We start from the raw sequence: 25404 nt of genomic DNA on the forward strand, positions 1-25404 counted from the left end.
GAGCCCTTGTTATCGGATGCGACCGCCGCAGTCCTCATCTTTGCTGGTGCGTCAGTGCGCACTCGGCCGGCACCTGCATCCTGCTCGCAATCATGACCCAGACCAGCAGCGCGGCGGCGCTGATCCCGGCGCCGAGCATGCAGACGCCGATCCAGCCGGCCATCGCATACACCATCGTCGACGCGATCGCGCCAACAGCGCTTCCGACCGAGTAGAACACCATGTAGCCGCCGATCAGTCGGCTGGCCGCATCCGGGCGCGCCGCGACGAGCAGGCTCTGGCTGGTCACATGCACGGCCTGAAGGCCGAAATCCAGCATGATGACACCTGCGACCACGAACCAGAGCGAGGTTTCCAGGCAGGCGATCGCAGCCCACGCCGCCAGCATCAGCATCAGCGAGAGCCCGGTGGTGCGCTGGCCCCATCCGAGATCGGCGAGGCGCCCGGCATTGCGCGCCGCGAGTGCTCCGGCGAATCCGGCGATGCCGAGCAACCCGATCGTGGTGTGCGACAGCGCAAAGGGAGGCGCCGAGAGCGGCAGCACGATCGACGTCCAGAACACGTTGAGATCGGCGAAGATCAGGAACGCAAAGAGCGCGCGCTCGCGCAGCAGCGGCTCCTCGGCAAACAGCGCGGCCGTCGAGCGCAGCAACGATTTGTAGGACGCTCCGGCCATCGCGCTCGGCCGGCCGGGCGGCAGCACGCGCAGAAGCAGGGCGGCCAGGCTAAGCATGAGGCCGGCCGAGACCAAATAGACCATGCGCCAGCCGCCGATATCGGCAAGGGCGCCGGAGGCGAACCGCGCCAGCAGGATGCCCGCGACCACGCCGCTGGTGACGGTGCCGATGGCGCGGCCGCGCCCGTCCGGCGTCGCCAGCGTCGCCGCAAAGGCAACGAGGACCTGGACGACGACGGCCAGCACGCCGACCAGCGCCATTCCGGCCAGCAGCACCGCGGCGTGCGTCGCAGTGCCGACCACGACGAGCCCGATGGCCGACAGCACGGTCTGGCCGACGATCAGGCGGCGGCGATCCCTGATATCGCCGAGCGGCACGATCAGGATCAGGCCGAGTGCGTAGCCGATCTGGGTGAATGTCACCACCATGCCGATCGCGGCGGGGGCGATGTCGAGATCGCGCGCCATGGCGTCGAGCAGGGGCTGCGCGAAGTAGATGTTGGCGACGCTGAGGCCGCAGGTCAGCGCGAACAGCAGCGCCATCGCGGGAGAGAGCCCGCGCCCGGTCAAGTTGCCGGCGATGTCACCGGCTTTCAGTCCCGCTGTCGCGGTGTCGTTCCCCGTCATCGTCGTCTCCGGCGTCTTCCAACTGGTCTTAAAATAAGACCAGTTGCATCAGATGCTGTCTAGTCCTATTTTAGGACCAGTCTGAAGGGGGCTGCGAATGAAGCGGACCGGTTTTGCCGAGGCGAGCTGCCCGGTGGCGCGCGCGCTCGATGCCATCGGGGACGTGTGGTCGCTGCTGATCGTGCGCGATGCCTTCGATGGCTTGCGCCGGTTCGGCGATTTCCAGAAGAATCTGGGCATTGCCAAGGGCATGCTGAGCGCGCGCCTGCACAGGCTGGTGGAGCTCGGCGTGCTCGAAGCGGTTCCGGCCTCCGACGGCAGCGCCTATCAGGAATATGCGCTGACGAAGAAGGGGCGCGACCTGTTTCCGGTCGTCGTCAGCCTGCGCCAGTGGGGCGAGGCCAATCTGTTCGCCCGAGGCGAAGTGCATTCCGATCTGGTGGACGAGGCGGGCCAGCCGGTCGGCAAGCTCGTGCTTCCCTCTCGGGCCGGCCGGCCGCTGACATGGTCCGACACCAGGGTGAGAAAGGCCGGCGCGCGCAAGCGCTGAATGCGCGGGGGCTCTTCAAGCCGGGATCGCGGCGTCAGTGCGGCAGATGGTTCGCCGAGCCCTGCACGATCAGTCCGGCCTCGTTCACCCGCAGATATTCGCAGATCTTCTTGCCGCGTTCGTTGGCGTAGAACACGACCACGCTGTCCGGGCTGACGAACAATTCGATCACCGTGAAATGCAGGTTCGGGATCAGCCCGAGCGCCTTGCTCCAATAGGACCGCAACGCCGCCTTGCCGCGCACGGTGCCGCTGGCATCGAACCCCATCATGGGGATGCGGTCCGAGGTCATCACGGCGGCCTCGTCGTAGAGAGCCAGCACGCGTTCGAGATCGCGCGAATTCCAGGCTTCGACCCAGGTCCGGCCGAGCTCGGCGAGCGTTGATGGCTGATGGTGCGGTGACATGAACGTTCTCCCTGATTGGGCTCCTGTGTGATCCGGAGCTCATTAGGTCAATAATACTGACCTATTTTCATTTGTCCATGCCCAAAGAAGAATGTGGGTGCGTGCCCCGCGCGGTTGCGGGCCGGTCGCACGTCGCGTATCTGCTGGCCATGACAGCAGCACAGAACGACCGCTCCGCGTCGACGCCCTCCGTGGCCTCGGCGCATGACAAGATTCTCATCGTCGACTTCGGCAGCCAGGTGACGCAGCTGATCGCGCGCCGCGTGCGCGAGGACGGCGTCTATTGCGAGATCGTCCCGTTCAACAAGGCCGAACAGGCCTTCAAGGAGATGAAGCCGAAAGCGGTGATCCTCTCCGGCGGGCCGGAGTCGGTGCATGAGGAAGGCTCCCCGCGCGCGCCGCAGTTGATCTTCGCCTCCGGCGTGCCCGTGCTCGGCATCTGCTACGGCCAGATGACCATGGCGGAGCAGCTCGGCGGCACCGTCGAGGGCGGCCATCACCGCGAATTCGGCCGCGCCGATGTCGAGGTGAAGGCGCCGAGCAAGCTGTTCGAGGACGTCTGGTCGCCGGGCGGCAAGAACCAGGTCTGGATGAGCCACGGCGACCGCATCACCAAGATGCCGCCGGGCTTCTCTGTGGCCGGCACCTCGCCGAACGCGCCGTTCGCGATCATCCAGGACGAGAAGCGCAAATATTACGGCCTGATGTTCCACCCCGAAGTGGTGCACACGCCCGACGGCGCAAAACTGATCCGCAATTTCGTCCGCAAGATCGCGGGCCTTAGCGGCGACTGGACCATGCGCGCCTTCCGCGAGGAGGAGATCGCAAAAATCCGCGCCCAGGTCGGCAAGGGCAAGGTGCTCTGCGGCCTCTCCGGCGGCGTCGATTCCGCGGTCGCGGCCGTCTTGATTCACGAAGCCATCGGCGACCAGCTCACCTGCGTGTTCGTCGACCACGGCATGCTCCGCCTCGACGAAGCCAAGACGGTCGTCGACCTGTTCCGCCACCACTACAACATCCCGCTCGTGCACGTGGATGCCTCGAAGCAGTTCCTCGGCGAGCTCGAAGGCGTCACCGACCCCGAAACCAAGCGCAAGACCATCGGCCGCCTCTTCATCGAGGTGTTCGAGGCGGAGGCCAAGAAGATCGGCGGCGCCGACTTCCTCGCGCAGGGCACGCTCTACCCCGACGTGATCGAGAGCGTCTCCTTCACCGGCGGACCGTCAGTCACCATCAAGTCGCACCACAATGTCGGCGGTCTGCCCGAGCGCATGAACATGAAGCTCGTCGAGCCCCTGCGCGAGCTGTTCAAGGACGAGGTGCGCAAGTTAGGGCGCGAGCTCGGCCTGCCCGAAATCTTCGTCGGCCGCCACCCGTTCCCGGGCCCCGGCCTCGCCATCCGCTGCCCCGGCGACATCACCCGCGACAAGCTCGACATCCTGCGCAAGGCCGACGCCGTCTACATCGACCAGATCCGCAAGCACGGCCTCTACGACGACATCTGGCAGGCTTTTGCGGTGCTGCTCCCGGTCAAGACCGTCGGCGTCATGGGCGACGGCCGCACCTACGACTTCGTCGTGGGCCTCCGCGCCGTCACCTCCACCGACGGCATGACCGCGGACTTCTACGCCTTCGACATGAAGTTTCTCGGCGAGACCGCGACGCGCATCATCAACGAGGTGAAGGGCGTGAACCGGGTGGTGTATGATGTGACGAGCAAGCCGCCTGGGACGATTGAGTGGGAGTAGGGGGAGTGATCAATCCGCTTTGGCAAGACATCGATCCTCTTTATCCGCGAAAGTTGCCTTACCGCGAGGCGACGTGCTCGACCAATATCTCCCCTATCGCTTTGCCCAAGGTGACCGGGACCGCGTTCCCAATCAGTCTCCCCAAGGTCGCAAAACTAACCGGCTCATTGTCAGGTAGGAAAGAATACTTGCGGGGAAAGCCCTGAAGCATTGCCGCTTCCCTGAGGCTGATCGCGCGATCCTGCTCGGGATGCCCAAAGCGGCCATTACCATACCCAAAACATTGTGTAGTGATCGTCGGAGACGGTTCGTCCCATTTCATGCGCCCGTATACCGATGGATAGGTAGCACCCGTCTCACGGAGGTGGCAGTCCGCCTTGAGCTTCTCCGGCCAGTCTCGCCAAGTTCCGCCGGGAACCGAGGCACGTATCCGCTTCAGGTTGACTTTGCTTAGAGCGCTTGCGCGATGAATCCGGTCGTTGGGGTCCATTTCGCCGGCTCCCAACGGTGGCAGTCCGCCGATGGTTGAACGCACCGATCTTTGCTTTCGATCGAATTGTGGTAGCGTAATCGGTCCAAGTCGAGAGGCTACAAGCACAAGACGCTTACGAGTTTGTGGGAGACCAATCGTTTGGCAATCGATCACCTGCGCGTCCACCCAATAGCCCTGAAGCCTGTCCAGTAATCGCTTGTACACTGGAGCTCTCAAGAGGGGCGGCACGTTCTCCATGGTAACAAGATCTGGCTGCACTTCTTCGATGAGTTGGCCGAAGCGCTCGACCAATCTCCAGTCGTCTTTGCGCCCGCGATCTTGGCGAGTTTTCCCGTTTCGCTTTGCCTTCTGAGAGTATGTTGAGAAAGGCTGGCAGGGCGCACATCCTGCGAGGAGGGTCGTCGTTCCAGGAACGAAACTCTGGGTAATTGTTTCGGCGTTCAGAACTGACACATCGGCTAAGAGAAATTTTGCGCTATTGTTCTTTTCAAACGGGTATTGGGAGGCCGGGTCGATGTCGACACCAAGACGCACGTCGATCTGGGCCTGCGACAGGCCGTGAGTTAGGCCGCCTACTCCGCAGAATAGATCAACAGCGGAAATCTGCGAATTCTGAGTCATGGGACGGGAACAAGGTGTGCGTCATTTGCAACATGCGCCTGGAACGCTTCGGTCGCGTAGCCCATATAGTCAAGCGTGATGTCAGCAAGCTTCCGAATATCTTCAAGTCGGAGATCACTGGCGCCATCTTCGAATGAACGCCTCCCGTGAGCGATAGCGTTTCGTCGTTTGGCGAGAAATTGAAGTGGGGTCTTGTCGCCATACTTGGGTGTCGCTTCAATACGTTGCCACATCTCGGGAGGCATGTTGAAGGTTACATTCATGCGCTTTGCAAAGAGTGCTATCACCTTGTCATCCCACGTGCCTGACGGTTTTTTTAGCGTCTGCGGCCCGAGCGCTGGTTGCGTTAGCAGTAAGGTCGATGTCTTATAAACTGTCGCAAGTCTGCCGTCCTCGTTCCCTTCGGCAATGCGACTAACGATGCTTTCGCGTAGCCACTCGCGCAAAGAGTGTTCCGTCCACCGTCGCGGATCAGCGGAGCCAAGGGCGTTCCCCAAATGTTGAAGAACTTGGTTCATGATCGCTTCTTCGATGTTGTAGAGGTGTACAACAAGGCCAGATTTCACCGTATTAATATGCCGGGCCGACAGGGTCACAGTTCCAAGCGATGCATCAACTTCGAGCATCATCCTATCTTCAAGCGCATGAGCTAGAGCGAAATGCGCATCAAATTCCTCGCGACGTATCTCTAAGGCTGTTTGGAGAGTGGTCATTCATTCACCAGAATCGCGCGGACTATCTCGATCCTCCCCTCTAACTTACTTCGAACGTTGGCCCCGTCGGACACGACAATCTTGTCGAATGCCTTCTCCTTCATTTGCGCAACCACTTGTTCCGAGGTTATGTCCAAATCCTGTTTCTGCCGAAGCGCCAGCGCCGTACCGGTCGCAATGGCTTCGAACCGGACCCGGGGAATCGTATTAGCGGTGGCGTTCTTGCGAAAGCCATTTGGGAACAGCTTCTGTACCACTCCCAGCATTCGCTCGAATTCTAGTCTCATGTTTCCGGTCAAGCCGGGATCGGTGGCCGCTGCATCGTTCGCTGACTTTAAGTAATCGTAGAGGTACTTCTTGGGGCGGTCTCGATAATTCGGGAAGCGGCCAGCCGGAGTATCCCACCCATTGAGATACGCGAAGAAACGAGTCACGAGTTCTTCGCGCTCTCGCTGATCGACAACCTTCTCCGACATGGGCGTCGCAGCCACAAATTGGGGCTTTCTGCCAGTTCTTGGATCAGTTTGGTCACGGGCCCCGGCAGCGAACCGCGCCGAATCTCGGCTTCGTTCGCAACCGTGCCAGACCTATTGATGCGCGCGAACATCTCGGCTCGTGTCGACGGATCTGTGCTGGTATCGAGCACGATTGTTCGAATGGTGACGTCTTCCAGCTTGTTACGTCGCTCCTGCGGCAAGTCATGAAATGAAAAGCCATTTAGTTCGGGCACGAGCACTAGATCGATAAGACGCAGGTCGCCCTTCAAGAAGGCACGCATAGCTCTCATTCTCTGAGATCCATCAACGATCTCCATGCGACCGTCGTGCATCTGATAGAAAAACATGAAGGGTATTGGGAGGCCCACAAGAAGCGACTCAATAAACTCGGACTGCTGGTGGATTCCCCAAGCCAATTTTCGCTGGTAAGTGGGGACGAAATATCGCCCCGTTTCGTCGTTCGGGAAGCGCTCGACGTAAACGGATATGGGATATTCCGCGATGGTGAACTTGACCTGACGCGAGACAGTCGAGAGGGCGGCCTCGGCTGCCGCAATATCGTCCTTGCTGGGGGCTTTCTTTGCCACTCAGATCCTCCGGTTACCTCAGAAATTACGTTATAGCCATATCTGGCCGACTATGGAGTAGTGGGTGCCAACTAAATGGAAGGTCTCTCACCCTCTCCACAGAAACAGGCCGGCTACCGACACCGATGTCCGAAGAATCGCCCATGGGCCTTCAGAATATAGCGCGATTGGAATTTCGGTGAACGAGCATTTCGATGCATACAAGGCGATTGATGACCCCACGTCGTCCCCCCACCTCCGATAGCCCCGTCGACAGTACGCGAAGCCGCATAATGCGCGCTGTCAGACAGGCCCATACCGGTCCAGAGCTAATTGTTCGCAGGCTCCTGCATGGATCGGGATTGCGATTCAGACTCCACCAACGCGGCTTGCCTGGTAGGCCCGATATTGTTCTGCCGAAGCACAGGACGGTTATCTTCGTCCATGGTTGCTTTTGGCATCGTCACGCGGGATGCCCCAAGGCCACTATGCCTAAGACGCGCATTGAGTTCTGGCGCGAGAAATTTAATCGCAATGTCTCTCGAGATCACGGGATCGAGCAGGCGCTGGTTGATGCGGGTTGGCGGGTGCTGACCATTTGGGAATGCGAGACCGGTCGGCCCGAGGCGCTGAAGGAGAAATTAAGAACCCAATTTGGACTCAAGAAGCAGAAAAGGGGCGGATGATCCGCGAATCTGTGATCGGTCCGATGATCATTCCCCAGATAAACGCGGGATGTGCGCCATGTCCGCCCGTGCTACGATCCATTCATCTCCCCGTCCGAGTTCGCCTTCATGTCCGCTCCCACTCGCATCCACCCGCCCGGCACCGCCATCTCAACCGACCCCGAAACCCTCGGCTGGATGCGCGGCTTCCCGCCGTCCGCCGATCGCCTCGTCACCTTCCAGGACGGCTCCTTCCGCAATTTCCCCGAACTCCGCTGGGCCTGGTCCAACATCCGCCAGCTCGTGCCGACGGTGAATGTCTGGCGCGGGCAGGGGCCTGCGTCGCCGCTGCCGCGGGCGGAGCAGGACATCGGCGCGATCGCCTCAACCACGATGGACGGCCGGCCCATGACCTTCGCGCAGATGCTGGAGGAGACCTACACCGACGGCATCGCCGTGCTGCATCGGGGCAAGCTGATCTATGAGCGTTACTTTGGCGCGCTGAAGCCGCACAAGCCGCATATCGGCATGTCCGTGACGAAGTCGTTCACCGGCGTGCTCGCGGGGCTTCTGGTCAGCGAGGGCAAGATTGATCCGCAGGCGCCGGTCACGGACTATGTGCCGGAGCTGAAGGCGAGCGCGTTCGGCGACGCGCGCGTGCACGAGGTCATGGATATGACCACGGGGCTCGCCTACACCGAGGTCTATACCGACAAGAATTCGGATGTGTGGGGCCTGCGGCGCGCCAACGGCATGGCGCCGATCCCGCCGGATTATGACGGCCCGACCAACATCTTCGATTTCCTGATCGCGCAGACAAAGCAGGGCGAGCACGGCAAGGCCTTTGCCTACAAGACCGTCAACACCGATGTGCTCGCGTGGATCTGCCGGCGCGTCAGCGGCCTGACGCTTGCGGAGCTCTTGTCGGAGCGGATCTGGCAGCCGATGGGGGCCGAGGAGGACGCGCATTATCACGTCGATCGCATCGGCACCGAAAGCGGCGGCGGCGGTCTCTCTACGACGTTGCGCGATCTCGCCCGCTTCGGCGAGACCATGCGCAATCACGGCCGCTTCAACGGCCGCCAGATCGTGCCGTCGCAAGTGGTCGAAGACATCGCGTGCGGCGGCGACCCCGAAAAGTTCAAGCCCGCCGGCTACACCACGCTGCCCGGCGCCTCCTATCGCAATCAATGGTGGGTCAGCCACAACGCGCACGGCGCCTATATGGCGCGCGGAGTCTATGGCCAGGGCATCTACATCGATCCCAAGGCCGAGATGGTGATCGCGCGCTACGCCTCGCACCCCGTCGCCGGCAACGCCGCCAACGATCCCGTGACGCTGCCGGCCTATATGGCGCTGGCGAAGGCGCTGATGGCGGGCGGGTAGGGCGCGGGCCTCTTCGTAGCCCGGCGACTAGAGCATTTTCCAACCTGTCGGAATCGGTAGGGGATTCCCTTGCGAGGCAAATCGTGATTCACCCTGAGGGCTGGTGATGGAGGCCAGCCCCCATGGCTAAACCGCTGTCGCCGGACCTTCGCATTCGTATTATTCGGGCTGTGGAAGATGAAGGCATGAGCCGTCGGGGCGCCGCTGTTCGGTTCGGCGTGGCGCCCTCGACAGCGATCGAACTGGTTGGCGAGTGGCGAAGGACCGGCGCCTGTGAGGCGGGAACGCAGGGCGGAGACCGGCGTTCAGCTCGGATCGAGGGTCACGCTGCGGAGATCCTCTCCCTGGTCAAGGTTACGCCTGACATGACGCTGGCCGAGATCGCTGACCATCTCTTCAAAGTCCACGGCGAGCGTTTCGTGCCGAGCGTGATCTGGCGATTCTTCGATCGTCGCAACATCACGTTCAAAAAAAACATCGCACGCCAGCGAGCAGGATCGGCCGGACGTGGCCGCTGAACGCGCAGCGTGGAAGGCGTCTCAGCCTGAGATCGGCATCCATCGGTTGGTGTTCATCGACGAGACGGTGTCAATCGGCGTTTGACTGGGACCCCCTATCGGCATCCAAAATGGACCCCTTTGATCGGCGTGCTCTGCTGGTAGCGCTCGGGTCGTCGGAGCTGGTCGGGGTTGCGGAGACGGCGCGAGCGCGGGTTGTTTGAACATCGTCGCGGCTTTTGAATCGCCAGCTGTCGTTGCCGGTCTCGACGATGTCGCAGTGATGGGTCAATCGGTCGAGTAGCGCGGCGGTCATTTTGGCATCGCCGAACACGCTCGGCCATTCGCCGAACGCAAGATTGGTGGTCACGATGACGGAGGCGCGCTCATAGAGCCGGCTGACGAGATGGAACAGAAGCTGGCCACCGGACTGGGCGAAGGGCAAATAGCCGAGTTCATCCAGCACGATGAAGTTCATCCGGGTCAGATGCTCGGCGAGCCGTCCTTGCCGTCCGTTGCGGGTCTCGGTCTCGAGGCGATTGACGAGGTCGACGACGTTGAAGAAGCGGCCGCGGGCACCGGATCGGATGCAGCTTCTTGCAATTGCAATGGCCAGGTGGGTTTTGCCGGTGCCAGTGCCGCCAACCAGCACGACGTTGCGTTGCTGGGCGATGAAGCCGCCGCCAGCGAGATCATTGACGAGAGTCTGATTGATCGGCGTGCCGTCGAACTGAAAGTCGGCGATGTCCTTGGCAAGCGGCAGCTTGGCAATGGTGAGCTGATATTTGATCGACCTGGCTTGCTTCTCGTTGATCTCGGCGTTGAGCAGATCGCCGACAATGCGCTGAGGTTCGTGCTGGCGCTTGACGGCAGTTGCCATGATCTCGTCGAAGGCAGCCTTCATGCCGTAGAGCTTGAGTTCGCCCATGAGGTCGAAGATTTGGGTTCGTTCCATCAGATGGTCCTCCGGAGGTTGTCGTAGCGGGCACAATCGGCGATCGGTGCATGACGGAGCGTCAGTGCGGCCGGTGTCATGATGTTGGCCGGTGGGGCGGGTTCACGTTGACGGGCCAGGATGTTGAGCACCACATCGGCGGAATGGACGCTGTGACTGAGCGCTTCGGCACAGGCCGCTTCCACCGCGGGCAGACCGTCAGTCAGCACCGCGTTGAGGATATCGACCATCTGCCGATTGCCATCGTCGGTGCTGGCAAGCTTGCGCCGGATCCGCTCGATCGCGGCCGGCAACACCCAGTCTTTGAAGGGAGCACCGTTGCGCAAGGCGCCGGGTTTGCGGGCGAGCACCGGCACATAATGCCAGGGGTCGTAAACGGTATCGCCGCGCCCAAAGGATCGCGGGTGCTCGGCAACGATGCGTCCATCCTGACGGATCACGATGCGATCGGCATAGGCTTGAACCTCGACCGGTCGTCCGACTGCGCTGGCTGCGACCGAGTATTTGTTGTTGTCGAAGCGCACCAGGCAGGTCTTCGAGACCGATGCCGTCACCGCATGGAAGCCGTCGAAGCGGCCGGCATAGGGAACGAGTTTGGGGCGTTCGGCTTCGAACACGTCCCAGATCGTCTGATCGACTAGCTCCGGATGGCGATGAGCCTTGGCGTAGGCGATGCATTTGTCGAGCAGCCAAGCGTTTAATTCCTCGAGGTTTTTGAACCGCAGCCGCGGCGTGAAGAAGCGTTCCCTGACCAGCCCGACCTGGTTCTCGACCTGCCCCTTCTCCCAGCCCGACGCTGGCGTGCAGGCGACCGGATCGACCAGATAGTGGCTGCACATCTGCAGGAAGCGACGATTGTAGAGACGCCCTTTGCCGACGAAGATCGTCTCTACGGCGGTCTTCATGTTGTCGTAGATGCCGCGGGTGCAGGTGCCTTTGAACAAGGCGAACGCCCGGTCGTGGGCGTCGAACACCATCTCCTGCGTCTCCCGCGGATAGGCCCGCACGAACAGCATGCGGCTGTGACAGAGCCGGACATGGGCGGCCTTCACCATTACCGTGGTGCCGCTCAACAGGACCACCTCGTGGCTCCAGTCGAACTGGTAGGCTTCGCCTGGGTCAAAGCTCAGCGGGACATAAGCGGCCGCGGTCGATTGCCCGCGTTCCTTGCTCCAGCGCCTGGCGTATCGACGAACCGCATCATAGCCGCCGGCATAACCCAGGCCGCGAAGCTCCTCGAATAGCCGGATCAGTGTCAGCCGTTCCCGCGCCGCCTTGCTCTCATTCCCTGCCAGCAACCGATCAAGCTCGGCACTCCAGGCACCCATCTTCGGGAGCGGCTGCGTCTCGCGCTCGTACCGGAACTCCGTCGCTTGAGAACGAATGACCTTGCGAACCACCTTCCGCGATACGCCAAGTTCTCGGCAGATCGCCTTGATCGGACGACCATCAACAAAGTAGGCGCGACGGATCTTACCAATCGTCTCCACCACCAGCATCCCAACCTCGGCTTCCATGACTCGATGGAAGCCACTGTGGACCCTTATCCCGGGGTCCCGATTGGATGCCGATCACCCCGAAAACGGGGTCCTTATTCCATGCCGAAACACAGAGACGGGGGCTTCGACCAAAATGGCGCGGCGCTACGGCCGTTCGCCGTACGGCCAGCGCTGTGTCGCCGCGATCCCGCATGGTCATTGGAAGACGACGACCTTCGTCGGCGCGCTTAGAGCGACCGGTATGACCGCGCCGATGGTCCTCGACGGCCCCATGGATGGTCCGGCGTTCGAGGCTTACGTGACGCAAGTCCTGGTACCGACACTCAAGCCCGGCGACATCGTGGTGATGGACAATCTCGCAGCACACAAGCGGACCGAGATCGCCATCGCAATCGACGCGGCGGGCGCTCAGCTCCTCTATCTCCCGCCTTATTCGCCCGACCTCAATCCGATCGAAATGGCCTTCGCAAAGCTCAAAGCCGCCCTGCGAAAGGCCGCCGCCAGATCAATCCAGGCTTTGGACAATGCTATCGCCCTCACCACAGCCGCCTTCACCGCCCAAGAGTGCCTGAACTTCTTCGCCGCGGCAGGTTATGATCGCGCCTGATCAGAATCTGCTCTAGCTGGCGCCGTCGCCCGCCTCCTGCCAATGCGGATAGGTGACATAGGCGGTGACGGCGCCCTGCTCGTGCGAGCGGATGGTGACCGTCTCGCCCTTCGGCATGTAGACGATCTCGCCGGCACCCGCGGTAACAGTGCTGCCGGCGGTGGTGACCGAGAGCTTTCCTTCCAGGACGAGCATGACGTCGTCGACGCCGAGCTTTTCGTCCAGCTGCTGGTTCGGTGCGTAACGGCCGAAGCCGATGGTGATCGGCCCGCCGTGGCGCTGGTCGATCACATTTGCCGCGAAAATCTCGCCGTCCTGTCCCGGTGAGCGTTCGAACGATGCGTCGGCGAGGGTGAATTTGCGAACTTTCATGACAGCCTTTCGTCTGCGAGCACTGGTGGGTGGGACCGAATAGACGCTTGAGCGGGTGTTTGGTTCATGCCGCCTGCGAGGTGGTTTGACGCAGCGCAGCGCGTAAATATAAGTCTTGACTTATATTCATGGAGATCGATATTCCTGCTCGAACGAAACGATCGGGAGAAACGCCATGCAGATCGACGTCGCCCGCGTCCTCGGCCTCGTTGCGCGCTCGGTGCGCAATTTCGAGAGGAACGGAAAACCCGCGAGCGCAGTGACACTGACGCGGCTCTACGACACCAGCGTCGACGATCTCTGGGACGCCGTGACCAGCAGGGAGCGCATTCCGCGCTGGTTTGCGGCGGTCGAGGGCGACCTCCAGCTCGGCGGACGTTACCAGGTGAAGGGCAATGCCGGCGGCACGATCACGGCCTGCACGCCGCCGACCCATTTCGCAGCGACGTGGGAATTCGGCGGCGCGATCAGCTGGATCGACGTCACGCTGGCGGCCGAACGACAGCAGGCGCGTTTGACGCTCGAGCACACCGCCATCATCGAGGATCATTGGAATCAGTTCGGCCCGGGTGCGGTGGGTGTCGGTTGGGACCTCGCGCTCGCGGGGCTGGATCGCTATGTTGCGACCGGGGCATCGGTCGACCATGAGACGGCCGAGGCGTGGATGGGCTCGCCGGAGGGCAAGGACTTCATGACGACCAGCGGCGAGTCCTGGCGCGCGGCGCACGTCGCCAGCGGGGTCGATCCCGACGAGGCGAAGCAGCGCTCCGACCGGACCATCGCGTTCTATCGCGGCGAGATGCCGCCCGACATCGCACATCCCGGCACAGGAAGCTGATGCAAATTTTCGAGGTCCTCGCCGATCCCGTGCGCCGCCGCATCCTCGAGTTGCTGGGCCAAAGCGAAATGGCGTCCGGTGAGGTCGTCGAAATGATCGGGGCCGAGTTCGGGATCACCCAGGCGGCGGTTTCGCAGCACCTCAAGGTGCTGCGCGAGAGCGGCTTTGCCAACGTCCGCGCGGAGGCGCAGCGGCGGCTCTATTCGGTCGACGTCGCCGGGCTTCGCGCGGTGGATGCGTGGATCGGTCAGTTCCGGAATTTCTGGGAGCCGAAGCTGGATGCGCTGGCAACCGAGATCGCGCGCGGCAAGCGCGAGCGTCGCAACGCGCCGATCACCAAGCGGGGCGGGAAGAGGGCGTGAGGGCGCGGCGAGATGCGTCGGTGGACTAGCCGACGGCTGCGCGCCGCGCGGTCGCCTATGTCACGCCTGGAGCCAGCGCTGAAGGTCATCCGTCTTGGGCAGGCCACCGGCATGGACGACCTTGCCGTCGATGACGATGCCCGGGGTCGAGATGACGCCGAATTTGGCGATCGCCTCGTAGTCGGTGATCTTCTCGACGGCCACCTCGATGCCGAGATTCGCCGCCTCGGCCTTGACCATCTCTTCGGTCGTCTTGCAGCGGGCGCAGCCCGGGCCGAGCACCTTGATGTCTTTCATGACGCGATCCTTTCAGGAAAACAGGACGTTGAAGAGAAATCCGACCGCAAGGATTCCGCAGGCGACGACGGCGACAAACACCGCGATCAGCTTCAGGCTCAGCACCTTGCGCAGGATGATCATTTCGGGAAGCGACAGCGCGATCACCGACATCATGAAGGCAAGGACGGTACCGAGCGCCATGCCTTTGCCCAGCAAGGCCTCGACCACCGGGATGATGCCGGCTGCATTGGAATACATGGGGATGCCGAGGGCGACCGCGGCCGGCACGGACCACCACGCGTCGGCACCCATGATCCTCGACAGCAACTCGGCAGGGACGTAGCCGTGGATGAAGGCGCCGGCTGCAATCCCGGCGATGATCCAGTACCAGACTTTGCCGACGATCTCCTTGACGGCATTCCAACCGGCCTCGAACCGATCGACCCAGCTCATCTGGTCGGGCTGGAGATCGATATCTCCCGCGCGCACGTTGCGGACCCATTCCTCCAGCCAGCCTTCGAGATGCAGGCGGCCTATGACCCAGCCTGAGACGATGGCAACGGCAAGTCCGAAGGCCAGATAGGTGAGGGCAACGCGCCACCCGACGAGTGCGAACAACAGTCCGAGTGCGACCTCGTTGATCATGGGAGCGGCAATGAGGAAGGAGAAGGTCACGCCCAACGGAACACCTGCCGAGACGAAACCGACGAACAGCGGCACCGCCGAGCAGGAACAGAACGGCGTGAAGACGCCGAGGCCGGCCGCGGCGATGTTACCCAGCCCTTCGCGCTTGCCCGCCAGCATCGCGCGCGTGTGCTCGGGCGAAAAGAAGGTTCGCACCCCCCCCATGGCAAAGACCACGAGGGCCAGCAGCATCAGCACCTTGGGCGTGTCGTAGAGGAAGAACTCGATCGAGGAGGCGAGCGCGCTGCCCTGGGGGATCGGCATTCGCGCAACCGCCGCTCGCGAAAAATCCTCGAGTTGTCGGTAAATCGCGAACCATGCGACGATCGCGACGGCGATGCCGCCGATCCATGCAACCGGAGAACGCCTGAACCCGAGTGCCTGGGTGGTCATGTCATGCGACTTTGCGGATGATCGAACGTGGCAGTCCGGATGAAGCCAAGCGCGTCGCGCCGCGTCTTGCAGCTCTGGCGACGAGACTCGCTTGTTGCTTGTGCGGGCAAACCATGGAAGGTGCTTAGGCGCCGACCGGCACGCGTGCATTGACCTTTGTCAATTCAGCATGCCCCGATCCGGCCGCGGCGCTCGCGAGGCCAGCGGCGCTGCTTCGACCGGGGAAGTGGGCCGGCGCCCTGGCGGTCGCAACGTCCGGTCCCCGTCGCAGGCAAAGCTTACGCGTTCCGCGCCATCTTCTCGAACTTCTTCACCAGCCGCTCGCGCTTCAGCCGCGACAGCCGCTGGATCCAGAACATGCCGTCGAGCTGGTCGATCTCGTGCTGGTGGCAGACGGCGCGCAAGCCGTCCGTTTCCTCGCTTCGCACGTTGCCGTCGAGATCCTGATAGCTGATCCGCACGCGCGCGTGGCGCTGCACCTCGTCGTTGACCCCCGGCATCGAGACGCTGCCTTCGCGGTGGAGGATCATCTCGGGTGAGGTCCATTCAATGATCGGATTGACGTAGGTGAGGGGGCCTTCCCTGGCGTCGAGCTCGAGCACGACGAGCCGCAAGGGCACACCGATATGCGGCGCGGTGATGCCGATGCCGGGCGCCGCGCGCATGGTGTCGAGCAGATCCGCCGCAAGCTCGCGCAGGCCGTCGTCGAATGCAGTGACCGGGCGGGCCGGCATCGCGAGCCGGCGGTCGGGATAGCGGATGATGGGGCGGATGGTCATGATGTCATTAGCGCCGGAACTACGCCCACACCGGCGGCGACCCGATTGAATCCCGCAACGCGGCAGTCAGGATCGTCAATTTGGCAGATGGCTGGGCAAGGGCACGCAACAGATAGACGCCGGCCTTCGCCTCATTCCACCTTTCGCCGTCGAGCGGGATTCGTGTCAATGAACCGGCGCGAACGTCCGTGCCGACAACCCAGTCGGCCAGCAATGCGATGCCGATGCCGGCGAGTGCCGCGAGCCGCATCGCTTCGAAGTCGTCGCATCGAAATACGGCTTGTGGCCCGGGCGCTGCGCCCGCGGGGTGACCAAGCACGTCGGTCCAGCCCAGCAGGTCGGCGCCGTGCAATTTGTCGATTAGCCGATGGCCGGAGAGGTCTTTCGCTTCAGTCGGCGTGCCCTGGTGATCGAGATAGGCGGGCGTGGCGACCAGTATCCTGTTCTGCGATGCCAGCTTGGTCGCGATGAGGGTGCTGTCGGCAAGTTCGCCGATCCGGATCACGGCATCGAGCCTTTCAAGCACGGTATCTGCGAGCCTTTCGGTGAGATCGAGCTCGACCGTGAGGCGGGGATGATCCCGCATGACCGTTTCCAGGGTGGGGATCACGTAGCGCTTGCCAAAAGTCGGAAAGCAGGCGAGGCGAAGAACGCCGGCGATGGCACCATCAAAAGCGGCGATCTCGGCGTGCGTGTCGGCGAGGTCGTCGAGCAACCGCTGCGCGCGTTCGAACAGTCGTTCTCCGGCATCGGTCATCGCGAGCGCGCGGGTCGAGCGCACCAGCAGGGGCACCCCGACACTGTGCTCGAGCGCGTCGATCTGCCTGACGATGGCCGACGGCGTCACGCCGCGATGACGCCCGGCGCTGGAGAAGCTCCCGCCGCGAACCACGTCGACATAGATGGCCAGATGTTCCGCAAAACGCGGGTCTTTCATCTTTGCGCCTTCCGCAAAAGGGTTTCGAGCTCAACGTTCATTATCACCAACCCTCAAAAGCCGTATCTCCTCCCTCGAAGGCGAGCCTTACCGGCCCAGGCCATTGAATCAAAGGAGATTATCATGAAGGTTCTCGATCGCATCCTGTCGCAATCGGCCTATACCGCGGTCATCGATGTGCCACTCGACCGAGTGGACATCGCCGAATGGCTGTTCACGCTCTCCGAAGCCGAATATCTGCGCTGCTGCCCGCCTGATCACATTGCGGCCGGCGTCAGCACCACAGACGACGGACGCCGCATGATGATCAACGTCGAGCAGATCGGCACGGGGCTGGTCATCCAACACTATGTCGCGGAAGAGGCCGGCAAGACCTATTGCCGCATGAATTCAATCTCGGACGTGTTTACGACGAATGGCCGGACCCAGGTCAACGTGATCTGGGAGCTGAAGGCCGAAGCCATCGACGAAGCGCACACACGCTATGCGAACAGCGTCACGGCACACCCGACCGATGTCTTCATGGCATTCCTGGACAAGCACGGCATTTCCTTCGAAGAGGCCGCCAATTCGCGCCAGGCGGCCGGAAGCGACCACAATCGCCGCGAGACGCCGTTGTTCGCCGCCAGCATCGCGCGTCGGGCGCAGGAGCAGGCGAAATGAAGGGCGTCGTCTTTGACAGCTTCGGTCCGGCGGAGGTTCTGCGCCTGGCCGAGGTGCCGAGGCCGGAGGTCCGCCCTCAGGACCTGCTGTTGCGTGTGAAGGCGGCAGGGGTCAACCGTGCGGATATTCTTCAACGAAACGGCGCTTACGGCAGCCAGAGCTTTGGTGAGAGCAATTTGCTCGGCCTCGAGCTGGCCGGTGAAGTCGTTGGCGTCGGCAGCGAAGTCGACGACGTCTCGATCGGGGAACGTATGATGGCGATCGTGGGCGGAGGAGCATATGCGGAGTTCGCCCGGGTCGACCGTCGCATGGCGGTCAGGCTTCCCGGCAATGTCTCTTTCGTCGAGGGCGCGGCGATCATGGAATCGTTCGTCACGGCGGTCGAAGCGGTCTCGCATCTCGCACGCGTCGGGCAAGGTCAAACCGTGCTCATTCGCGGCGCCGCGGGCGGCGTGGGCTCCGCCTGCGTCCAGGTCGCCCGCACGCTGGGCGCCGTCGTCTACGCAACGGCGAACGCTTCTCGGTTGGCGGATGTCGGCAAGATCGGCGCCGCTACTGTGATCGACTACCGGGCTGATGATTTCGAAAGCGCCGTCGCGAGGCTGACGGATCATCGTGGCGTTGACACCGTCATCGATTTCGTCGGCGGCGACTACCTGCCACGCAATCTTCGCGGCCTTCGGCCCGGCGGCACGCTGGTCCAGGTTGGCATTTTGAGCGGCCAGCAAGTCGCCTCGATTCCGCTCAACCTGCTGCTGCACAACCACTTGCGATTGGTCGGCACCGTCATGAAATCGCGCGGCCTGGATGAAAAGCGAGCGATGGTTCGTCGCTTCTCCGAAGATTTCCTGCCGCTGTTTATGTCGGGCGGGCTGAAACCGCTGGTCGACCGGGTATTTACGCTGGAACGTGCAGTCGATGCCCATCGCAGCGTAGAGCGCGGTGGAGGTTTCGGAAAGGTAGTCCTGGCGGTGGATTGATGGTGGCTTGACGTTCCCTGGCATGGAGGCCGGCACGCCCGCGCGCAAGAGCACTCCGGTATCGGCGTGGTCGCTCCTGCCGCTCACGGATGGTTGAAGCGCCGGGGCTTGATTGCCTACCAACTGGAAGGTAGTTACCTGGCATGTCCAATGTTTCCTCGACCGCCGACGACATCCTGTCCTGCGCACGCACGCTGATCGTCAACGGCGGCTACAACGGCTTCAGCTATGCCGACATCGCTGACGTCGTCGGCATCCGCAAACCGAGCATTCACCACCATTTCGCCAGCAAGGTCGACCTGGTCCGCACCCTCGTGTCGCGATATCGCGAGGAAGCCCAGGCGGGGCTGGCGACCATGGAGCGCAACGTCCCGGACCCCGGCGAGCAGCTCAAGAGCTACGTCGCGTATTGGGAAATGTGCATCAAGGACGCGACGGCTCCGTTTTGCGTTTGCGCGCTGCTCGCCAGCGAGCTTCCGATCCTGCCCGAGGAAGTCGCGCTCGAGGTCCGGGCCCACTTCCGCGCGCTGGCGTCGTGGCTAACATCGGTGATGGAGCGCGGTAAGCGGCAGGGACGGTTCCAGCTCTCCAGCACGGCTCGGGTTGAGGCTGAAGGATTCATGGCGACTGTTCACGGCGCGATGCTGTCGGCGCGGGCCTATGGCGATCCGAAGATGTTCGGGATCATCGCCCGGCCGCTGCTGGATCGGCTTTCCCCCAGGCGCTGACGCAATCGGCACCGCTGCAATCGAGCGGAATGGCGAAGCGATTTTTGCTTCGTAAGTGATCTACCAACTAGTAGGTAAGGAAAGACAATGAGAGATCTTGAGATGGCTTCGGATGTGTCCGACCGTGCGCAATGGCTGAAGCAATACTATTTCCTTCGCGCAGCGTTTTCCGTTGCCTGGGTCACTGCCGCCTTTGCCGTCGCGCCGTCGTCTGCGGCGATCGCGGCAACGTTGCTCGTCGCCTATCCGGCATGGGACGCCGCGGCCAATTATCTCGATGCGTTCTGCAGCGGCGGATTGAACCAGAACCGCACCCAGGCGCTGAACGTGCTGGTCAGCGTGGCGACCACCATCGCGGTCATCCTGGCCCTGCGGGTAAGCATGAACTGGGTGCTCGGAATCTTCGGCGCCTGGGCGATCCTTGCCGGATTGCTTCAACTCGGCACGGCGGTCCGGCGCTGGAGCAGCTTCGGCGCGCAATGGGCGATGGTGCTCAGCGGTGGCCAGTCGGCGCTGGCAGGCAGCTTCTTCGTCTTTCAGGCCACGATGCCTGCAATCCCGTCGATCGCGAACGTCGCGGGCTATGCTGCGGTCGGCGCGCTGTACTTCCTGGTCTCGGCAGTCTGGCTCACCGTTAGTACGTGGCGCCGTGGCGCGGCGATGTGAGCTTTGATCGCGGACGTCACGCAAGCGAAGGCGATTGGCGGATAGGGCCGTGATGTTTTGCCCGACGAGGCTGGGCAAGAATTGGTCGTTGGCCGTCCTAGGCGGTAGCGCACCGGGGAGTTGCGAGCGGAGGCCGAAATATTCGCCAGAACGTCGCTAGAGCGACCTTCATGCCCTGCAGGAGGGCTGCGAAGGGGCATCGGCGAGGAGCGAGCGTCTTTGCGAGCGCGGCCAAGAACGCGTCGAAGCTGAGGATGTTGAGCACGCGGGTGAAATTGTAGCAGAGCGCCATCAAGCTCCACTCGCCGCCAACCTTGTTGAATCCGCGGACCAGGAAATGACGATAGCCGGCACGGCATTTGAGCGTGCCGAAGGGATGCTCGACGATGCCGGAACGACGGCGCATCAGTTCGCCTGCGCCCTGCATCCGTGCGCGATGACGCTCAAGAACGTCTTCATGCTCCCAGCGACCGATCGCCCGGTAGGCCGCGTTCGAGCCGAGGCAACGGACCTTGAGGGGACAGGTCCTGCAGATCGCCCCACGCGCCGCGTAGCGGATCTCGATGCGGCCACTGGTGTTCTTCTGCCTGCTCTTCATCGGATGTAGCAGTTGGCCGGCGGGACAACGGTAGGTGTCGGATACGCCATCATAGTTGAAGTCCTTGAGGACAAAGCGGCCTTGCTTCTCAAGCCGGGAGTTGCCCTCCGGCACCGGCACATAGGCCACGATGCCATCATCCTCACAGGCCTTCAGTTCGCGACTGCTGTAATAGCCCTCATCTGCCAGCACCTGCAGGGCCTTGACCTCAAGGGCTTCTTTTGCGGCCATGGCCATCGCATGTAGCTGGCCGACGTCGCTGCTGTCGTTCACCACCTCGCTGGCGACAATGAGCTTGTGCTTGTCGTCGACGGCGGTCTGCACGTTATAGCCTGCGACCCCTTGGCCGCTCTTGACCAGAAGCCGGGCATCCGGATCGGTCAGGGACAATTGCGTCTCGCCGTTCTCTTCCAACCGAGCAAGATCGGCTTGTGCGCGCGAGCGCTTGGCCATCAGCGCCGCGACCTTCGCGCCAAGGTCACCTCCACCTGCGCTGCCACCATCGGGCCCATCCTTGCCGGGCTTCTTGGCTTCCGCGGCATCATTGTCCTCGAGGGACTTGCCGTAAGCCTCGATCTCCAGGTCAAGTTTTGCGATCTGATCGGCAAGCCTCTTGCGCGTAAAGATACTAGCCTTGCTGGCGTCGCCATGGAAAAACGAGCCGTCAATCGCAACAACGCTGCCGCCGACAAGACCAAGCTCGCGCATCAGCAGCACGAAGCTGCGGTTGGCCGCCTTCAGAGCCGCCCAGTTCTCCTTGCGGAAGTTGGCGATCGTCCGATAGCCTGGCTTCAATCCCTTCAGCAGCCAGATCAGTTCCAGATTGCGGCCAGCTTCCCGCTCCAACCGACGCGACGACCTGATTTGGTTGATGTAGCCGTAAAGGTACAGCTTCAGCAGATCGGCCGGATCGTAAGGCGGCTGGCCGACCCCTTCGGCCTTGCGGTCAGCATGGCGAAAGCCGAGCTTGGCAAGGTCGAGGACGCCAACGAAGCTCTCGATCGCCCGGACCGGGTTGTCCGCCCCGACATAGTCCTCAACTCGCGCAGGAAGCAGACTGGGTTGCTCTCGGCTCTCGCCGGTCTTGAATGTGCGATTCGTCATGAACGGAATCGTACATCAACTCCCCAAAATGCCGAGTTCTTGCCCAGCCTCGACGCGTCAAGCCAGGGCGAGCATCGCAAGCTGCGGGCGGCTCATTTCGCCGCCCGCTAAGTCCTTGATCCCGCAGGGCCGTCTACTGTGCATGGGGTTGTTTTCGCGATTTTTGTTTGGCGCGCCTGCAAAAACGTGAGCGACGCTGTCGGCCGGTGCAGTTCCCATTCGTCTTCCCATCAGACAAGATCATCACGGGAGACAAAGATGACCTCATCCACCTATCGCTGGGTGATCGTCGCCGCCGGCGGCCTGCTCGGCTGCGTCGCGATCGGCGGCATGTTTTCGCTGCCGGTGTTCCTGCAGCCGATCGCCAGGGACACCGGCTGGTCGGTGACCGGCATCTCCAGCGCGATGACGATCGGCTTTCTGGCAATGGCCTGCACCAGCATGGTCTGGGGCACGCTGTCCGACCGGTTCGGGCCGCTGCCGGTGGTGCTGACGGGATCGACGGTGCTGACGCTCAGCCTGTTCGCGGCGAGCCATGCGACCTCCCTGATCGTGTTCCAGTTCGTGTTCGGCCTTTTGACCGGCGCCTCATGCGCTGCGATCTTCGCGCCGATGATGGCGACCGTGACCGGCTGGTTCGATACCCATCGCAGCCTTGCCGTGTCGCTGGTGTCCGCCGGCATGGGCGTGGCGCCGATGACGATGGCGCCGCTCGCGGCCTGGCTCGTCTCGAACCATGACTGGCGCACCTCGATGCAGATCGTGGCTCTGGTGGTCGGCGCCATCATGATCCCGGTCTCGTTCCTGGTGCGCCGTCCGCCGGCGCTCGCGCAGGCCGTGGCCGCACCGATGGGAGAGGGGGCCGGGCAGGACGAGATGTCGAGAAGCGAGGCGCTGCGCTCGCCGCAATTCCTCATCCTGCTCGCGACCAACTTCTTCTGCTGCGCCACCCATTCCGGCCCGATCATCCACACCGTCAGCTATGCCGTGAGCTGCGGCATTCCGCTGGTCGCGGCGGTGACGATCTACAGCATCGAGGGTTTTGCCGGTCTCGGCGGGCGCATCGCCTTCGGCCTGATGGGCGACCGTTTCGGGGCCAAGCGCGTGCTGGTCTCGGGGCTGCTGCTCCAGGCGTTCGGCGCGCTCGCCTACGTCTTCGCCCATCAGCTTGCGACCTTCTACGCCGTCGGCGCCGTGTTCGGCTTCATCTATGCCGGCACCATGCCGCTCTACGCCGTGCTGATCCGCGAAAACTTTCCGCTCAAGATGATGGGCACAGTGATCGGCGGCACGGCGATGGCCGGCAGCCTCGGCATGGCGACGGGCCCGCTCGCCGGCGGCCTGATCTATGACGCCTTCTCCAGCTACGCCTGGCTCTACATCGCTTCCTGGGCGATGGGCCTCGGTGCCTTCCTGATGGCGATGAATTTCAGGCCGTTCGCGAAGCAGCAAGGCGAGGTGGCACCGGCGGCCGCGTGATGTTGCATCGAGGCGCGGCGTCAGAGCTGCGCCTCAATCGCGGTTTTGTCGATCACCGACCAGACCTACCGGATCTTTCCGTCTTGTAACGCGTAGAATACATTCTCGCAGAACGAGACGCGCCGGCCATTGACGGGAAGTCCAAGGTACGTCCCGACCGGCGCACAATCGAACTGCAGCCGCGCCGCGATATGGGGCGGATCCGAGAGCGGCAGCGCGATGACAAAGCGCAGGTCCGGAATCTCGCGAAAGTCCCGTTCCAGCATCGCGCGATAGCCGGAGAGACCCAGCGGCCGGCCGTTGTGAATGACATCATCATGCCTGAACCGGCCGAGCGACGGCCAGTCCTGCCGGTTCAGGCAGGCGATGTAGGCGCGGTAGAGGTCGGCGAGATCGTCCCTGGACATATCGAAGCTCCTTGCGGCTTCGATCCTAACGCGCTGACATCGCGAGCCGGTCCCCGCTCAGAGGCGTTTTTCGAAGAACAGATCCGGATACGGATCGTCATTGAAGCGCGGAATCTCGCGCCAGCCCGTGCTGCGGTAGAGCTGGCCGGCCTCGGGCAACGCGCTGTTGGTGTCGAGCCGCAGCAGCGTGATGCCGAGCTCGCGCGCGGCGCTTTCGGCAGCATCCATCAGGCGCCGGCCGAGCCGCAATCCGCGCGCGGCGGGCGCGACCCACAGACGCTTGATTTCGGCGTAGCCGTGATCGGTGCCCTTCAGGCCGACACAGCCGATTGGCAGCGTGTCCGAGATTGCGACGATGAACGTGCCGCGCGGCCGGCGCATATCCTTCGCGTCAGGGTCGCGCGACAGCGAGACGTCGAAGCCCTGCTTGAAGCGGCGGCCGAGCTCGGCATAGTACTCGCCGAGGCAGTAGCGGGCTTCCTCGCTCTGCGGGTCCGCTTCGTCCAACGTGACGCGCTCGCGCGTCAGCGCCGAGGCAATCAAGTCCATCGCCGCCAGCAGCGCCTCGCGCTGCGAATGCCCTGCAATGAAGCTCTCGGCCTGTTTGTTTGACAGCGCTTCATAGGCCGCGAACTCGCGCCTGCCCGTGCGCGTCAGCTTCGCCACCCGGCGCCTTGCATCGCCGTCGTGCGCGACAGTCTCGACCAACCCTTCGTCCTCGAGGCCGCGCAACAGCCGGCTCATCAGCCCGGAATCGAGGCCGAGATAGTCGCGGATCTCCGCCACGTCCGGGCGCCCGTGGCCGATCGCATTCAGCACGCGTGCGGCGCCCAGCGGCCGGCCGCGTCCCAGGAACGAGGTGTCGAGCGCGCCGACGGCGGAGGTCACGGCACGGTTGAAGCGGCGGACGCGAGAGACGGGATCCAGCATGATGCCTGACTTTAGTCAGGCATCATGCCCTGGTCAACGGCAGCGGGCTGAGTGATCGCCGATCTAGTTGCAGATCGCTCGCGGAATCATCCAGGTCGCAAAAGTCTGCCACAGTCCGTCCTCGCGACGGCGCTGGTACGCGACGAAGTCGGCGCCATCGCTATGGACGAGTTCGTAGCGATGTGCTTTGGCTGAAGCGGTGGTGTTGGACTTGCTCATGAAACACTCCATCTCGAATGGGCTTTGCGGCTGAATTAGGTGCGGTGCAGCAAAAGTCCAATGGGAGGATAGTGATCATCCCATCACGTTCCGGAGAGCGCTCGGTGCGCCCTGGTGTCGTCTGGTTAGCCCGAAGCTGCCGCTTGGATCGCGGGCTTTTTGCCGAGGCGAGGCTGCGAAGGAGGGGGGCAGTTCGTCGCGTCCTTGCAGGCTACAACCCCTTGCGTTGCGACGAGCAAAGCACACAATCAACGGGTCAATCCGTGGGAACAAAAAAGTTCCACTTTACCGAAATTCGGCTTTGGCGTATTCATGCGCCACCTCACCCCGGTCAGAGGGGCGTATCGCGATCGTCACGAAACGTGGGGTGAGCTGCGGTGGACGCAGGCAGCATCGGCGCGAGGGGCATCGCAGGGCGGGCAACCGTGAGCGACAGCCGGCGCGCGCACGACCGATGCGATTGCGTACGGCAAAACCGTG

At 62.7% G+C, this 25404-nt stretch carries 28 protein-coding genes and 3 pseudogenes; 13 read left to right on the forward strand and 18 right to left on the reverse strand.

Annotated elements, in window-relative coordinates; all coding sequences use genetic code 11:
• Positions 1 to 34 precede the first annotated feature (34 nt).
• Positions 35 to 1303: an MFS transporter gene (locus IVB24_RS19320; protein WP_247768108.1), complete on the reverse strand. Its 1269-nt coding sequence runs from the start codon at positions 1301 to 1303 to the stop codon at positions 35 to 37.
• Positions 1304 to 1400: 97 nt separating this feature from the next.
• On the opposite strand from IVB24_RS19320, the gene IVB24_RS19325 reads away from it, so the two are divergent.
• A complete protein-coding gene (locus tag IVB24_RS19325) occupies positions 1401 to 1853 on the forward strand; it encodes a helix-turn-helix domain-containing protein (RefSeq protein WP_247768109.1) in 453 nt (150 codons plus the stop codon).
• A 34-nt stretch (positions 1854 to 1887) separates the two neighbouring features.
• On the opposite strand, the gene IVB24_RS19330 is transcribed toward IVB24_RS19325, so the two are convergent.
• Positions 1888 to 2259 (reverse strand): nuclear transport factor 2 family protein, encoded by a 372-nt coding sequence (locus IVB24_RS19330; RefSeq protein ID WP_247768110.1) that lies wholly within the window; start codon positions 2257 to 2259, stop codon positions 1888 to 1890.
• Between the two features lie 149 nt (positions 2260 to 2408).
• Between IVB24_RS19330 and guaA the strand changes: the two genes are divergently transcribed.
• The gene (guaA, locus tag IVB24_RS19335; protein ID WP_247768111.1) at positions 2409 to 4007 is read left to right on the forward strand and encodes a glutamine-hydrolyzing GMP synthase; all 1599 of its coding nucleotides are present in this window, start codon (positions 2409 to 2411) and stop codon (positions 4005 to 4007) included.
• A gap of 58 nt (positions 4008 to 4065) precedes the next feature.
• Here the strand turns inward: guaA and IVB24_RS19340 are convergent, their stop codons facing one another.
• Genes IVB24_RS19340 through IVB24_RS19355 form a run of 4 tightly spaced genes read right to left on the reverse strand, consistent with a single transcriptional unit; the run spans position 4066 to position 6918 of the window.
• The gene (locus tag IVB24_RS19340) at positions 4066 to 5121 is read right to left on the reverse strand and encodes a DNA cytosine methyltransferase (protein ID WP_247768112.1); all 1056 of its coding nucleotides are present in this window, start codon (positions 5119 to 5121) and stop codon (positions 4066 to 4068) included.
• Positions 5118 to 5834, reverse strand: coding sequence for an MAE_28990/MAE_18760 family HEPN-like nuclease (locus IVB24_RS19345; protein ID WP_247768113.1), 717 nt, complete (start codon positions 5832 to 5834; stop codon positions 5118 to 5120). The genes IVB24_RS19340 and IVB24_RS19345 overlap by 4 nt, the downstream gene beginning before the upstream one ends.
• Entirely contained in the window at positions 5831 to 6310 is a 480-nt protein-coding gene (locus tag IVB24_RS19350) for a hypothetical protein (RefSeq protein WP_247768114.1), read from the reverse strand. Before IVB24_RS19350 ends, IVB24_RS19345 begins: the two co-directional genes overlap by 4 nt.
• On the reverse strand, positions 6265 to 6918 hold the full coding sequence (locus IVB24_RS19355) for a DUF262 domain-containing protein (RefSeq protein WP_247768115.1): 654 nt from the start codon (positions 6916 to 6918) through the stop codon (positions 6265 to 6267). Before IVB24_RS19355 ends, IVB24_RS19350 begins: the two co-directional genes overlap by 46 nt.
• Before the next feature lie 272 nt (positions 6919 to 7190).
• Between IVB24_RS19355 and vsr the strand changes: the two genes are divergently transcribed.
• The 3 genes from vsr to IVB24_RS19370 all read left to right on the forward strand — a co-directional run bounded on the left by vsr (position 7191) and on the right by IVB24_RS19370 (position 9466).
• A complete protein-coding gene (gene vsr, locus IVB24_RS19360; protein ID WP_247768116.1) occupies positions 7191 to 7583 on the forward strand; it encodes a DNA mismatch endonuclease Vsr in 393 nt (130 codons plus the stop codon).
• 108 nt (positions 7584 to 7691) lie between these two features.
• Positions 7692 to 8948 carry a serine hydrolase gene (locus IVB24_RS19365; protein WP_247768117.1) on the forward strand — a complete coding sequence of 419 codons (1257 nt, stop codon included), beginning with the start codon at positions 7692 to 7694 and terminating at the stop codon, positions 8946 to 8948.
• Positions 8949 to 9070: 122 nt separating this feature from the next.
• A complete protein-coding gene (locus IVB24_RS19370; protein ID WP_247768118.1) occupies positions 9071 to 9466 on the forward strand; it encodes a hypothetical protein in 396 nt (131 codons plus the stop codon).
• Between the two features lie 70 nt (positions 9467 to 9536).
• On the opposite strand, the gene istB is transcribed toward IVB24_RS19370, so the two are convergent.
• Together istB and istA are read right to left on the reverse strand one after the other, a co-directional pair.
• Positions 9537 to 10400, reverse strand: a complete 864-nt coding sequence (gene istB, locus IVB24_RS19375) for an IS21-like element helper ATPase IstB (protein WP_346771335.1) — start codon at positions 10398 to 10400, stop codon at positions 9537 to 9539.
• An 8-nt stretch (positions 10401 to 10408) separates the two neighbouring features.
• Positions 10409 to 11899: pseudogene (gene istA, locus IVB24_RS19380) on the reverse strand (IS21 family transposase); the annotation flags it as partial.
• Between the two features lie 112 nt (positions 11900 to 12011).
• Here istA and IVB24_RS19385 point away from each other — a divergent pair.
• Positions 12012 to 12506: pseudogene (locus IVB24_RS19385) on the forward strand (IS630 family transposase); the annotation flags it as partial.
• A 12-nt stretch (positions 12507 to 12518) separates the two neighbouring features.
• Here IVB24_RS19385 and IVB24_RS19390 read toward each other — a convergent pair.
• Positions 12519 to 12878: a cupin domain-containing protein gene (locus tag IVB24_RS19390; RefSeq protein ID WP_247768119.1), complete on the reverse strand. Its 360-nt coding sequence runs from the start codon at positions 12876 to 12878 to the stop codon at positions 12519 to 12521.
• A gap of 175 nt (positions 12879 to 13053) precedes the next feature.
• Here IVB24_RS19390 and IVB24_RS19395 point away from each other — a divergent pair, with 175 nt between their 5' ends.
• Together IVB24_RS19395 and IVB24_RS19400 are read left to right on the forward strand one after the other, a co-directional pair.
• Entirely contained in the window at positions 13054 to 13716 is a 663-nt protein-coding gene (locus IVB24_RS19395; RefSeq protein WP_247768120.1) for an SRPBCC family protein, read from the forward strand.
• Positions 13716 to 14078 carry a metalloregulator ArsR/SmtB family transcription factor gene (locus tag IVB24_RS19400; RefSeq protein ID WP_094974586.1) on the forward strand — a complete coding sequence of 121 codons (363 nt, stop codon included), beginning with the start codon at positions 13716 to 13718 and terminating at the stop codon, positions 14076 to 14078. The genes IVB24_RS19395 and IVB24_RS19400 overlap by 1 nt, the downstream gene beginning before the upstream one ends.
• 60 nt (positions 14079 to 14138) lie before the next feature.
• Here the strand turns inward: IVB24_RS19400 and IVB24_RS19405 are convergent, their stop codons facing one another.
• The 5 genes and pseudogenes from IVB24_RS19405 to IVB24_RS19425 all read right to left on the reverse strand — a co-directional run.
• Entirely contained in the window at positions 14139 to 14375 is a 237-nt protein-coding gene (locus IVB24_RS19405) for a thioredoxin family protein (RefSeq protein WP_247768121.1), read from the reverse strand.
• A 12-nt stretch (positions 14376 to 14387) separates the two neighbouring features.
• Positions 14388 to 15434, reverse strand: a complete 1047-nt coding sequence (locus IVB24_RS19410) for a permease (RefSeq protein WP_247768122.1) — start codon at positions 15432 to 15434, stop codon at positions 14388 to 14390.
• 278 nt (positions 15435 to 15712) lie between these two features.
• Positions 15713 to 16213 (reverse strand): peptide deformylase, encoded by a 501-nt coding sequence (locus IVB24_RS19415; protein ID WP_247768123.1) that lies wholly within the window; start codon positions 16211 to 16213, stop codon positions 15713 to 15715.
• A gap of 19 nt (positions 16214 to 16232) precedes the next feature.
• On the reverse strand, positions 16233 to 16928 hold the full coding sequence (locus tag IVB24_RS19420) for a substrate binding domain-containing protein (RefSeq protein ID WP_247774129.1): 696 nt from the start codon (positions 16926 to 16928) through the stop codon (positions 16233 to 16235).
• Between the two features lie 84 nt (positions 16929 to 17012).
• Positions 17013 to 17150 (reverse strand): annotated as a pseudogene (locus tag IVB24_RS19425) (LysR family transcriptional regulator); the annotation flags it as partial.
• Between the two features lie 123 nt (positions 17151 to 17273).
• Between IVB24_RS19425 and IVB24_RS19430 the strand changes: the two are divergent.
• From IVB24_RS19430 to IVB24_RS19445, 4 genes are all read left to right on the forward strand, one after another.
• Complete coding sequence (locus tag IVB24_RS19430; protein ID WP_247774130.1) at positions 17274 to 17813, forward strand: hypothetical protein; 540 nt, start codon at positions 17274 to 17276, stop codon at positions 17811 to 17813.
• A complete protein-coding gene (locus tag IVB24_RS19435) occupies positions 17810 to 18793 on the forward strand; it encodes an NAD(P)H-quinone oxidoreductase (protein WP_247768124.1) in 984 nt (327 codons plus the stop codon). Before IVB24_RS19430 ends, IVB24_RS19435 begins: the two co-directional genes overlap by 4 nt.
• A gap of 143 nt (positions 18794 to 18936) precedes the next feature.
• Positions 18937 to 19521, forward strand: a complete 585-nt coding sequence (locus tag IVB24_RS19440; protein ID WP_247768125.1) for a TetR/AcrR family transcriptional regulator — start codon at positions 18937 to 18939, stop codon at positions 19519 to 19521.
• Positions 19522 to 19608: 87 nt separating this feature from the next.
• The gene (locus tag IVB24_RS19445; RefSeq protein ID WP_247768126.1) at positions 19609 to 20187 is read left to right on the forward strand and encodes a DUF308 domain-containing protein; all 579 of its coding nucleotides are present in this window, start codon (positions 19609 to 19611) and stop codon (positions 20185 to 20187) included.
• A 97-nt stretch (positions 20188 to 20284) separates the two neighbouring features.
• On the opposite strand, the gene IVB24_RS19450 is transcribed toward IVB24_RS19445, so the two are convergent.
• Positions 20285 to 21889 (reverse strand): IS1182 family transposase, encoded by a 1605-nt coding sequence (locus IVB24_RS19450; RefSeq protein ID WP_247768127.1) that lies wholly within the window; start codon positions 21887 to 21889, stop codon positions 20285 to 20287.
• 258 nt (positions 21890 to 22147) lie between these two features.
• Here IVB24_RS19450 and IVB24_RS19455 point away from each other — a divergent pair, with 258 nt between their 5' ends.
• Positions 22148 to 23368 (forward strand): MFS transporter, encoded by a 1221-nt coding sequence (locus IVB24_RS19455; protein WP_247768128.1) that lies wholly within the window; start codon positions 22148 to 22150, stop codon positions 23366 to 23368.
• 65 nt (positions 23369 to 23433) lie between these two features.
• Here IVB24_RS19455 and IVB24_RS19460 read toward each other — a convergent pair whose 3' ends face one another.
• From IVB24_RS19460 to IVB24_RS19470, 3 genes are all read right to left on the reverse strand, one after another.
• A complete protein-coding gene (locus IVB24_RS19460) occupies positions 23434 to 23775 on the reverse strand; it encodes an ester cyclase (protein WP_247768129.1) in 342 nt (113 codons plus the stop codon).
• Between the two features lie 57 nt (positions 23776 to 23832).
• Positions 23833 to 24705, reverse strand: a complete 873-nt coding sequence (locus tag IVB24_RS19465; protein ID WP_094974575.1) for a bifunctional helix-turn-helix transcriptional regulator/GNAT family N-acetyltransferase — start codon at positions 24703 to 24705, stop codon at positions 23833 to 23835.
• Between the two features lie 63 nt (positions 24706 to 24768).
• Positions 24769 to 24924, reverse strand: a complete 156-nt coding sequence (locus IVB24_RS19470) for a hypothetical protein (RefSeq protein ID WP_094974574.1) — start codon at positions 24922 to 24924, stop codon at positions 24769 to 24771.
• Positions 24925 to 25404 lie beyond the last annotated feature (480 nt).

Source organism: Bradyrhizobium sp. 192, from assembly GCF_023100965.1.
GTDB classification, from domain to species: domain Bacteria; phylum Pseudomonadota; class Alphaproteobacteria; order Rhizobiales; family Xanthobacteraceae; genus Bradyrhizobium; species Bradyrhizobium symbiodeficiens.